At 36.3% G+C, this 11999-nt stretch carries 11 protein-coding genes; all 11 read right to left on the bottom strand.

The window, feature by feature from the left end; all coding sequences use genetic code 11:
- Nucleotides 1–50: 50 nt before the first annotated feature.
- The gene (locus GH715_RS03370) at nucleotides 51–1160 is read right to left on the bottom strand and encodes a sensor histidine kinase (protein WP_153834233.1); all 1110 of its coding nucleotides are present in this window, start codon (nucleotides 1158–1160) and stop codon (nucleotides 51–53) included.
- Nucleotides 1153–1848 carry a vancomycin resistance response regulator transcription factor, VanR-F/VanR-M family gene (gene vanR, locus GH715_RS03375; protein ID WP_153834234.1) on the bottom strand — a complete coding sequence of 232 codons (696 nt, stop codon included), beginning with the start codon at nucleotides 1846–1848 and terminating at the stop codon, nucleotides 1153–1155. The genes GH715_RS03370 and vanR overlap by 8 nt, the downstream gene beginning before the upstream one ends.
- A gap of 278 nt (nucleotides 1849–2126) precedes the next feature.
- Nucleotides 2127–2546 (bottom strand): YlbF/YmcA family competence regulator, encoded by a 420-nt coding sequence (locus GH715_RS03380; RefSeq protein ID WP_018934485.1) that lies wholly within the window; start codon nucleotides 2544–2546, stop codon nucleotides 2127–2129.
- Nucleotides 2547–4124 (bottom strand): tRNA (N6-isopentenyl adenosine(37)-C2)-methylthiotransferase MiaB, encoded by a 1578-nt coding sequence (gene miaB / locus GH715_RS03385; RefSeq protein ID WP_153834235.1) that lies wholly within the window; start codon nucleotides 4122–4124, stop codon nucleotides 2547–2549.
- A 106-nt stretch (nucleotides 4125–4230) separates the two neighbouring features.
- Nucleotides 4231–5148 carry a dipeptidase gene (locus GH715_RS03390; RefSeq protein ID WP_153834236.1) on the bottom strand — a complete coding sequence of 306 codons (918 nt, stop codon included), beginning with the start codon at nucleotides 5146–5148 and terminating at the stop codon, nucleotides 4231–4233.
- Between the two features lie 76 nt (nucleotides 5149–5224).
- Nucleotides 5225–5485, bottom strand: a complete 261-nt coding sequence (locus GH715_RS03395; protein ID WP_003468886.1) for a stage V sporulation protein S — start codon at nucleotides 5483–5485, stop codon at nucleotides 5225–5227.
- Nucleotides 5486–5609: 124 nt separating this feature from the next.
- Nucleotides 5610–6407 (bottom strand): TIGR00282 family metallophosphoesterase, encoded by a 798-nt coding sequence (locus GH715_RS03400; RefSeq protein ID WP_153834237.1) that lies wholly within the window; start codon nucleotides 6405–6407, stop codon nucleotides 5610–5612.
- 279 nt (nucleotides 6408–6686) lie between these two features.
- Nucleotides 6687–8246 carry a ribonuclease Y gene (rny, locus tag GH715_RS03405; RefSeq protein WP_018934489.1) on the bottom strand — a complete coding sequence of 520 codons (1560 nt, stop codon included), beginning with the start codon at nucleotides 8244–8246 and terminating at the stop codon, nucleotides 6687–6689.
- A gap of 606 nt (nucleotides 8247–8852) precedes the next feature.
- A complete protein-coding gene (gene recA, locus GH715_RS03410) occupies nucleotides 8853–9884 on the bottom strand; it encodes a recombinase RecA (RefSeq protein ID WP_018932605.1) in 1032 nt (343 codons plus the stop codon).
- A 193-nt stretch (nucleotides 9885–10077) separates the two neighbouring features.
- Nucleotides 10078–11325 (bottom strand): competence/damage-inducible protein A, encoded by a 1248-nt coding sequence (locus tag GH715_RS03415; protein ID WP_153834238.1) that lies wholly within the window; start codon nucleotides 11323–11325, stop codon nucleotides 10078–10080.
- The gene (pgsA, locus tag GH715_RS03420) at nucleotides 11325–11903 is read right to left on the bottom strand and encodes a CDP-diacylglycerol--glycerol-3-phosphate 3-phosphatidyltransferase (RefSeq protein ID WP_153834239.1); all 579 of its coding nucleotides are present in this window, start codon (nucleotides 11901–11903) and stop codon (nucleotides 11325–11327) included. Before pgsA ends, GH715_RS03415 begins: the two co-directional genes overlap by 1 nt.
- Nucleotides 11904–11999 lie beyond the last annotated feature (96 nt).

Below are 11999 nucleotides of genomic sequence, written 5' to 3' on the forward strand. Positions count from 1 at the left end.
AATAAAAAGTAGGGTAAAGTTTAAATTTTTCTTAAATTTGTACATTGATTTTATTCATTTACTGGTACAATTTCCTGTGGTAAGCGCACTTCAAATATTGTCCGTATTAAATCACTATCAACATGGACCATTCCATTGTGCTGTTCGACAATATTTTTGGCAATGAACAAGCCAAGGCCGGTACTATTTTCTTGATGAGTGCGAGCTTTATCCCCAGTATAGAACATGGCAAAAATATACGGAAGTTCATCTGGTGGAATACTATCCCCATAATTGATGATTTGAATAACAACTTCCCCCGAATCAATAAAACCATTGATATCAATATATTGACCATCATATCCATATCGAATTGCATTCGTCAGAAGGTTTTCAAAGACACGTGCTAACAGATCCCCATCAGCTAAAATTGGTAATGGCGAACTCAATTTTGTTCGACAAACTAAATTATTATTTTCGAAGATAGGATACAATTCTTCCTTTAATTGATGCAGTAAATCAGATAAATCAATTTCTTTTTTATTAATTGGTAACTTACCATAGTTCAGTCTAGTTATTTCGAATAATTCATCAATAAGTCCTTCTAAACGCTTAGATTTAGTAAAGGCAATCATTAAAAAATGATGAATCTGTTCTTGTGTCAAATTGTTATCCTTTAAGACTAAATCTATATAGCCTAATACAGAGGTAAGAGGTGTACGCAAATCATGAGCTAAATTTATGACTAACTGATCTTTACTACTTTCAGAGAAATCTCCTCTTTCTATAGCTTGTTGCAATTTTTTACTTGCCAAATTAATGTCCTGTGCAATGTCTTTAAATTCATCATTTGTTTGAATTTGAACAGTATTTGTAAAGTCACCACGAGCAAGATAATGAATCCCATTTGATATCTCATTAAAATAGCCAGAATAAGGTTTCGTAAAGAAATAGAAAAACAAGACGGAAAGTGGAATGAAAAAAAGTAAAAAGAAATTAATGTCCCCAACCCTTCCGATGAATAAACGAACTTCAAATAATGGATCTCCATAATCTACCATAGTGTGATAATAAAGTTGTAGTACTTTAAAGATAAAATATGTTATCAGTCCAGAAAAAAATAAACTCAAACCAAAAAGTAACACCATTTTTGAACGAAATTTGCGCACCCTATTAACCATTGAAAGTATACCCCACTCCCCAAACTGTTTTAATCCATTTATTTTTTTGCTTATCTTCTTTCAGTTTTTTCCGCAAAGTTCTCACATGGACCATAACCGTATTACCACCTTCAAAATATGCTTGTCCCCATACCTGTTGAAAAATATTATCCACACTATAAACCTTCTTTGGGTGACTAGCTAATAAATACAATATATCAAATTCTTTTGGCGTTAGCTCAATGTTTTCACCGTATAACATAACTTCTCGTTGATCAGGAATAATTACTAGTCCAGCAAATTCTAAGGTCAATTTATTATCTGCTTGTGTTTGATTTAACTTTATGAATCGTCTTAATTGAGCATTTACACGAGCTACTAATTCCATAGGTGAAAATGGTTTAGTCATATAATCATCAGCTCCGATAACAAGTCCCTGAACCTTATCGAAATCAGATGTTTTAGCACTCAAAAATATGATAGGCATATTATGTTGACCACGTATTTGCCGTGTTACTTCATATCCATCCATTTTTGGCATCATTATATCCAAAATTAGCAAATCAATTTCTGTTGTCTCGATAATATGAATGGCTTCTTGTCCATCAGAAGCTTTGATAATATCATATCCTTCTTTTTCTAGATGGATGGCAATTAAATCTCTAATCTCCTGTTCATCATCAACTATTAAAATTGAGATACGTTTCATCTATTTCACTCCTTGAATGCATAGTTGAATTAAGTCGGTAGATATGAACAACCTTAACACAACTTACATTATTTTACATAATAAATAGTAATTAGAGGATAAATTAATTCTATTTTTATTTTCTTTATTTCCTTTACTTGTTCAAAAATATAATTTAGTTAATTCGAACATTGTAGTATTCGAGAAGGTGGAAGGAATTGAAAAAATCGGCTATCTCCTTTCAGCAAAACAGAAAAAGCACGATCAACTCTATTGGCTGATCATGCTTTTATTGATTGTTAACAATGACTTTGTCCTTTTTTAGACCCTGTTTCTCCAGCGAGTACATCTCCACCTGTGGAGCGAATCACTTCATTTGTGATCTCTCTAGCAATAGTATTGGTTACAAGTTGAAGAAGATCATTAATGACAACTTGTGATTCCTTAAATTCCTGCACAACTGGAATTTCATCAATTTCTTCTTGCAAGCGGTCGATTTCTGCTTCCACACGTTTTAATGCTTCATGCTTACCATAAGCTTGAAAGTTAACGGCTTGTTTTTGTAAGGCTTTGATTTTTTTTATCGAGCTTTGAATTTTATTATTTTCATTTAATTTAGCTTCTAATTGCTTGAAACGATCGATTTCTTCGATGTTAGCCATTTTGTTAGCTAATTTATGTGCTTCTTCCATCACTTCTTGTCTCGTATATTTTGCCATTTATTTCACCTCAACTGCTGATTCAACCATTTCTCCATCTAGAGTCCATGTTTTGGTGTTCGTGATCTTCACTTCAACAATTTCTCCAATGACAGATTTTGGTCCTTTAAAGTTTACTAATTTATTGCGCTCAGTATACCCAGATAAGACATCAGGATCTTTTTTACTTTCGCCTTCTACCAATACTTTTACTGTTTCACCTTGATATTTTTTCATTGCTTCTGCTGATTGCTTGTTCACTAGTGCATTCAATCGTTGCAGACGTTCTTTTTTCACTTCCATTGGAATATTGTCTTCCCAACGTGCAGATGGTGTACCTTCTCTAGGTGAATAAATAAAGGTATAAGCACTTTCAAATCCAACTTCTTCGACAAGCGTCATTGTTTCTTCAAATTGTTCATCTGTTTCGTTAGGGAAACCAACAATAATATCAGTAGTTAATGTAGCGTTTGGCATGGCTTCTCTAATTTTTCTTACCAATTCTAAGTAGCTTTCTCTTGTATAACGGCGCGCCATTACCCGGAGAATGTCAGAGCTACCTGATTGTACTGGTAAGTGAATATGATCTAGCAAGTTACCACCTTTTGCAAGGACTTCAATTAAGCGATCGTCGAAGTCTCGAGGGTGTGAAGTTGTAAAACGCACACGCGGAATATCAATTTTGCTGATCTCTTCCATCAAATCACCGAGACCATACTCAAACTCTAAGTCTTTTCCGTAAGCATTGACATTTTGTCCTAATAAGGTAATCTCTTTATATCCTTGAGCGGCAAGGTGACGTACCTCCTGGATAATATCCTCCGGCATACGACTACGCTCTTTACCTCGAGTATATGGCACGATACAGTACGTACAGAACTTATCACAACCATACATAATGTTAACCCATGCCTTAATTTTACCTTTACGTTGCTTTGGAAGGTTTTCAATAATGTCGCCTTCTTTAGACCATACCTCGACAACCATTTCCTTGCCGAACATCGCTTCATTAATGAGTTGTGGTAAACGGTGAATATTATGTGTACCGAAAATCAAATCAACAAATGGATGTTTTTTCAAGATACGGTTGACTACTGACTCTTCTTGGGACATACATCCGCAAACACCTAAGATTAAATCCGGATTCTCTAATTTTAGTGGTTTCAAGTGACCAATTTCACCAAATACTTTATTCTCTGCATTCTCACGGATTGCACAAGTATTTAATAAAATAATATCTGCATCATTCGTATTTTCTGTTGGAGTGTACCCCATTTGGGTAAGAATACCAGCCATCACTTCGGTATCATGCTCATTCATTTGACATCCATATGTTCGGATAAGGAATTTTTTCCCTTTACCAATCGCTCTCATCTCTAATGGAATGTCAAAATCATAATGAATATCTACATCTTTTTTCAATCGTTTCTTTGCTTTACGCATGTTTGGTGGTTCATAAGTTGTTTGGAAATATCTCGAAATTAACTCATCGCTTGACATGTTTTTTAAACGATCTAAATTATCGTTCGCATCGGATTTTACGTCCGCCGAACTCTTTTGGTTAATTTGTTGACTTTCTAATCGTTGTTTTTCGTTCATGCTATTTATCTCCTTTCTTACCCCTAATCAATCTTAACAAACTACTTCATCTATTATAGGGGAAAAACCGTGTAAATACAAAGCGAATTAATTGATATTTTAGCAATTATTCTGGAAAATGGTTGATAAAATTTTGATAACTAATTTTTTCTACAATGGACGCAGGAAATTTTCGTTTCATTGCAGCTTGTAAGCAGTGATACTGATTGATAGAAGACAGATTTTCTACAAATTGGTCTGTTCCATCGAAATCAGACCCAAATACGAGATGATCTTCTGCGCCAACACTTATAAAATAAGATATATGTCGCAAAAGGTCATCTATAGTAGCACGATGATTGACTGTTACAAAATATTGGACGAAAGTAACACCTATTAACCCGTTGTGATTAGTGATTTTACGTACTTGTTGTTCCGTTAGATTACGAGAATGTGCACAAACAGATCGACTGTTTGCATGAGAGACTATCAAATGGTCACTAAGTTCTACTGCTTCATCAAATCCTTGCTCCGAAATATGTGCGAGATCGATCCATATCTTATGTTGATTAGCCAACTCAATAACTTTTCTCCCTAGCGAACTAATCCCACTACCTCTTGGCTCTTCTATCCCGTCTACAGCTAGATTTGCATGATTCCAGGACATACCAATCATCTTCACGCCTAGCTGAAGAAGTATTCTTAGTTTGTACAGATCCGCCCCAATACAATCTAGTCCTTCTAAGGTTAGCATCGCACCTTTTTCATTTGGTTTCAGGCTTTCTATATCTTCCTTCGTTTGAACAAAACGAATATTAGAAAACGGTTTAATAATTTTCTCAAAAAAAAGGTCTACCATATGTAATGCCACAGCAAATTTCGATTCTGTAGGAGTGTGTTCAGGAATATAAATAGCAAAACACTGCACTTTTACTGGACTTTGCATCCATTTCTGATAATTTACATCTAGAACGGAATCATCGTCAAAATCGACTTGGTGCAACCACATTTTAGACAATGCATCACAATGACAATCGATAATCATCTGCTCCACTCCCTACTAAAAATAGACATTTAAAAACCTGTTTGTCTATTAACAAACAGGTTACTAATATTCCGTATTATCTCGGCTCGACAATTAACTTTATAGCTGTACGCTCTTCATTATCAATCATAATATCAGTAAAAGCTGGAATACAAATGAGATCCACTCCACTTGGAGCAACAAAACCACGTGCGATTGCAACTGCTTTCACTGCCTGATTAAGTGCACCGGCACCTATCGCTTGGATTTCCGCTGAACCACGTTCACGTAATACATTTGCAAGTGCGCCTGCTACAGAATTCGGGTTTGATTTTGCTGAAACTTTTAATATGTCCATTCCTGGTACCTCCTTCAATTGCTATTGTTATTCCACTTTTACTATATTCATGATATTGCAATATATTCCTTTTTATTATGAAGGATAGTCGTCGAAATTTCAAATTTTTCGCTGGTGACAAGGCTTAGGAGAAGAATGGATGATCATCATTTATTTGGATTCGATCGATTTTTACTGCCTTTCCTGTAGAATTATCGATATCGATTAATACACCACTTAATTGGGCACGTCCTGATTTTGGTACCTCAAAACGGACAGGCAATCCAGTAAGGAATTTCTTGATCACAGCTTCTCTCTCCATTCCTAATATCTCGTCATAAGGCCCAGTCATCCCAACATCAGTTATATAGCCTGTACCATTAGGTAATATGCGATTATCTGCCGTTTGTACATGGGTATGTGTACCTACAACTACACTTGCTTTACCATCAGCATACCATCCAAAAGCTTGCTTTTCACTTGTGGCTTCTGCGTGAAAGTCAACAAAAATAATATTAGTACGTTTTTTTGCCTCATTAATCAACTCATCTATTTTCCGAAACGGATCATCAACTGGCTGCATAAACGTTCTGCCAAGCAAATTGATAACTGCAATCTCTTGTCCATTTGATTTAATGTAGACAATTTCATTTCCGGGTGTATCAGGCGGTAAATTACCTGGTCGAACCATGTAAGTGGCATCATCAATAAAATTAAAAATTTCACGCTTATCCCAGGTATGATTGCCCATAGTAAGTGCTTGCGCCCCCCACTCAAGTAGGCTTTTATAAATTTTCTCGGTAATGCCTTTTCCTGCTGCTGCATTTTCACCGTTAATAATCGTTACATGTGGTTGATACTTTGCTTTTAATTTTGGTAAATACTCTTGTACCATATTTCTTCCTGGTGAACCTACAATGTCACCAATAAATAAAATCTTCATCTACGTCTACCTTTCTATTTTAAGTACCCATAGTTTTGCACATTATTTTCTAAAAGTCAAAGTTTGATGCAAAACCTCGCCGAGACTTATTTCATATGATTGATATAGTAAAGAATATGCAATATAAAGTGAATCTATGATTCATCCTTACTAATCATTAGCTATGCTTATCAGGGGATAAGCGTCTATTATCCTTGTGTTACTTCAACCTTGAAATCGATCTCTTGAGATGTATAGTTCCATAATAAACATAAAAATAGAGAGACTATGAAAGCCTCTCTATTTCGCGTATTCTACTGAACGAGTTTCTCGGATTACGGTTACTTTTATATGACCTGGATAATCCAACTCATCTTCAATTCGTTTACGAATATCTCTTGCGATCTTGGTAGATTCTGCATCATCAATTTCGTCTGGTTTGACGATGATACGAATTTCTCTACCAGCCTGAATTGCAAATGATTTTTCAACACCTGCATATGATTCTGAAATTTCTTCTAATTTTTCTAAACGTTTAATGTAATTTTCTAATGTCTCACTTCTTGCACCTGGACGAGCAGCTGAAAGTGCATCTGCTGCAGCAACGATTACCGAAATAACAGATGTTGCTTCTTCGTCTCCGTGGTGTGAAGCAATTGCATTAATAACGACATCATTTTCCTTGTATTTCGTTGCTAGTTCTTTACCGATTTCTACGTGGCTGCCTTCCACTTCATGATCGATTGCTTTTCCAATGTCATGTAATAAACCGGCACGTCTAGCTAGTGTTTGATCTTCTCCGAGCTCAGCAGCTAATAGACCGGATAAATAAGCTACTTCCGTTGAGTGTTTTAAAACATTTTGTCCATAGCTCGTTCGATATTTCAATCGCCCTAATATCTTCACTAAATCAGGATGAAGACCATGAACTCCTATTTCAAAGGTTGTCTGTTCTCCATATTCACGAATATATTCATCGACTTCACGTCTTGATTTATCCACCATCTCTTCAATTCTGGCGGGGTGAATTCGCCCATCCTGCACTAATTTCTCTAATGCAATTCGAGCAATCTCTCGACGAATTGGATCAAAACCAGATAGAATTACTGCCTCTGGTGTATCGTCAATTATTAGATCAATACCTGTTAGTGTTTCTAAAGTTCGAATATTGCGCCCTTCTCGCCCAATAATTCGACCTTTCATCTCATCATTCGGAAGATTGACAACGGAAACAGTCGTTTCTGCAACATGATCAGCCGCACATCGTTGTAGTGCGAGAGATAAGATATCTTTCGCTTTTTTATCTGCTTCTTCTTTCGCGCGATTTTCTGCCTCTTTAATTATCATTGCTGATTCATGAGTAACTTCTTCTTCCACACGTTGCAAAATAATTTGTTTTGCTTGATCCGTGGTATAGCCTGATATCCGTTCTAATTCTGCTTGTTGCTCGCTTAACATTGCTCCAACTTTGCTTTCCATTTCTTCAATTTGTTGTTGTTTTTCTGTAAGCGAACCTTCTTTCTTTTCTAACAATAACTCACGCTTGTCTAAAGTTTGATCCTTACGATTGAGGTTTTCTTCCTTTTGCATGAGACGACTTTCAAGCTTTTGAATTTCTGCTCGACGTTCTCTAAGCTCTTCATCTGCTTGTTGACGAATTTTATGGTTTTCGTCCTTCGCTTCTAGTAATGCTTCTTTCTTCGCAACTTCAGCGTTTTTATAGCCCTCTTCCACAATTTGTTTTGCTAATTCTTCTGCACTCGAAATTTTCTTCTCTGCAATTTTCTTTCTAATCAGATAACCAACAACAATACCGACAAATGTAAGCAAAATGGAGATGATGATCGCTACAGTATCCATACTTTCACCTCCTCTTGCTATAAACTTGTACAATTTTTTTAAGTCGGCATGTACAATAATACATTTTTGGAAATTTAAATGTATAATAATATATGAATTATACATGTTAATTTTAATCTTCTATTACTTAGATGTCAAGGATTGTAAAGTTTTTGCACAGATAAGTGAAATTAGGAATATTTACCCGAATCTATAATCTTATTCATTTGTCACTGGAAAATAAAACTAACATCTCTTATTTCTCTTCCTTCGAGATGACTAAAAAGCTAAAGGTTTACCATTTCTCTAGCATCCATTTTGAAATATTTGAACAGCTTGACCACCACTTCGGCTGCCCACTTCCCTTTCGAGGGTTTTGTCCTTTAGCTAACTTTTTTGAGCAAAAACCCCTCGAAAACATGGATTTTCAGGCCAAATGATTCCCACAGGTGTGGAAGTGACGGCCTACGTTAAGTACTACTCTACAACCTATGTCAGAGGTAGAAACCTAGAATATTATTTCATGAAAGCACTAAAATATGTCATTGGAATCTAAAAAATTGTGATACCTATGGTTTTAAAAGAAGAAAAACTCTGTAGTCTATTTACAGACTACAGAGTTTTTCTTTATTCCTCTAGTAAACTTTCTTGAAGCTCTTCTTCTTCGTTACCATCTTCTATATCATAGTGAGCTCGAATAGAGCGATAGATTTCCTCTGCTACAGCAGGATTTTCTTTTAAGAATTGTTTAGCATTTTCACGCCCTTGGCCAAGTCTTTCATCGTTATAAGAGTACCAGGCACCACTTTTCATCACGATATCCAAGTCAGATCCTATATCTAGTATTTCCCCTTCGCGAGATATACCTTCGCCATACATAATGTCAACCTCAGCTTGTTTGAATGGCGGTGCTACTTTATTTTTCACGACTTTAATACGTGTTTTGTTACCAACCATATCATTTCCTACTTTTAACGTTTCTGCACGTCTTACTTCCAATCGAACGGAAGAATAGAACTTCAATGCTCTACCACCAGGAGTTGTTTCCGGATTACCGAACATCACACCGACTTTTTCACGGATTTGGTTGATAAATATAGCCGTTGTCTTGGATTTATTGATTGCACCTGATAATTTACGTAACGCTTGTGACATCAAACGTGCTTGTAAACCGACGTGAGCATCACCCATTTCCCCTTCGATCTCCGCTTTTGGTACTAAGGCAGCTACAGAGTCAATAACAATAATATCAACGGCACCACTACGAACAAGTGCTTCAGCGATTTCCAAAGCTTGTTCACCAGTATCAGGTTGAGATAACAACAGCTCATCCACATTAACACCTAATTTTCTTGCATATACCGGGTCCAGTGCATGCTCCGCATCGATAAATGCAGCTTGTCCACCTGCTCGTTGTGCTTCAGCAATCGCATGAAGAGATACTGTTGTTTTACCAGACGATTCTGGTCCATATATTTCAACTACACGTCCACGTGGATAACCACCAACACCTAATGCAACGTCTACTGCAATGGATCCACTTGAAACGGTTGCTACTTTTTGTTCTGCCTGTTCACCAAGCTTCATAATGGAGCCTTTACCGAACTGCTTTTCAATTTGTTTTAACGCCATATCTAAGGCTTGCTTTCTATCACTCACATTAATTCCTCCTTCATATCACTATTACTATCTTACAATCTTTTGGCTCGTTTCACAAGTGAAAAACGAATAAATGTTCCCATTATTTTCATAACAATAAAAACGATTATCGATAAAACGCCAGATGAAAAGCATTTTTCCTTTCTTTAACCCTCTAGAAAAAATGCTTTTCTGTTTATGTTAATAAATATTTTCATGGTTTAAGATGATAAAATAACAATTCAAATGCTTTTTTAACTGCCCGATTTCGAATTGCCTGACGGTCACCATTAAATTGAAATTTTTCCGTGTAGTGCTGATCACTTGCATCACATATAGAGATATAAACGGTGCCAACAGGCTGATTTTCCAATTCTTCCGGTCCTGCTACTCCAGTGAAACTAATACCAATTTTTGACTGATAGACTTTCTTTACGTGTAACGCCATAGCTTCGGCACACTGTTCACTAACGGTTCCATAAGCTGTAATAAGCTCCTCACTCATCTTTAATGCCGAAATCTTGGAAAAAGGTTGATATACAACAGCTGCACCATTAAATATTGCTGATGCTCCACCTTGGTCCACTACTTTAGAGGCAAACGCTCCTCCCGTCAAGCTTTCAGCACTAGCAATCGTCAACTGTTTTTGCTTCAATAGTTCAAATACTTTCTTTTCGATACCAATATTGTCATAACCATAAAGATATTGTCCGACTTGTTCTTTTATCTTTATTTCTATCTGATCAATCAGTTGCTCTGCCTCTTGATTATTTTCCGCCTTAGCAGTAAGTCGTAAAGCTACTTCTCCTTCAGATGCTAAAGGAGCAATCGTAGGATTAGTTTGACTCGATATTAAATCTCTAAGCTCATATTCTAATTGTGATTCGCCAATCCCAATAAAGTGTAACATGCGAGATCTGATCACTGTATTTAAAGCTAATGTATCAGTTAGAAAGGGTAATACTCCTTCTGTCATAATTGCTTTCATTTCCCGTGGAACACCTGGCATAAACACCCAAAGTGTATGATTATAGTCTACGATGATTCCTGGTGCGATTCCGACAGAATTATGCAACACCTTGGAACCTTTAAACACATGCGCTTGCTTACGATTATTCGGTGTCATCATACGATTGTTTTTGGCAAAGAAAGCTTCCATTTTATTTAATGTATCTTGATCTTCTATGATTTCTACACCTGATATATGTTGAAATGCCTCTCTTGTCAGATCATCTTCTGTCGGACCTAGACCTCCTGTTATAAAAACAAGATCAGATCTTTTTCCTGCTTCACGAAAAACGTCGGCTAAGCGATTAAAATTATCACCTACTGCTGAATGATAATAAACAGAGATTCCCTTATCCGCTAATTGTTCTGAGATCCAGGCTGCATTTGTATTGACAATTTGTCCTAACAATAGCTCTGTACCTACTGAAATAAGTTCTGCTTTTACTTCTGTCATTATTTAGATTCTCCCATTACATGCCAATTTTTCACAAAGTATTCTACTCCTGAAACAATCGTAATGATTAAAGCGGCATATAACAAAATAGTATCGATTGGTAATCCAAGTGCAGAAAATGGTACATTATGGAGCAACAAGAAAATGATCGCAGCTATTTGCAGAACCGTTTTTAATTTGCCCAGTTGACCAGCAGCAAGTACAATTCCTTCGCCTGCAGCCACAAGTCGTAACCCTGTAACTGCAAATTCACGACTAATTATAATAATCACTACCCAAGCAGGAGCCATGTCCCAAGCAACTAACAATATAAATGCGGCAGAGACTAATAACTTATCTGCCATTGGATCAAGAAATTTCCCGAGGTTTGTCACTAACTGATATTTCCGAGCATAATATCCATCTAGCCAATCCGTTGCTGATGCTACCGCAAATATAATGACAGCAACTAAATGGGCAACAGGGATAGACTCGTCAGCAACCTGCCATACTCCCCAATCAAATGGATAAGATAATAATAAAATAAAAAAAGGTATCAGCATAATGCGAGATAAAGTTATTCGATTAGGTATATTCATTACTTAACACTCCTTCATTTTTAGAAAAAAAACTAAACCCGGCAGATTCAGCTCATCACTGATCGGAACAGGTTACAACTGCGAACTAGTATTGAG

It is taken from the genome of Gracilibacillus thailandensis, assembly GCF_010994055.1.
In the GTDB taxonomy this organism is placed as follows: Bacteria; Bacillota; Bacilli; order Bacillales; family Amphibacillaceae; genus Gracilibacillus; species Gracilibacillus lacisalsi.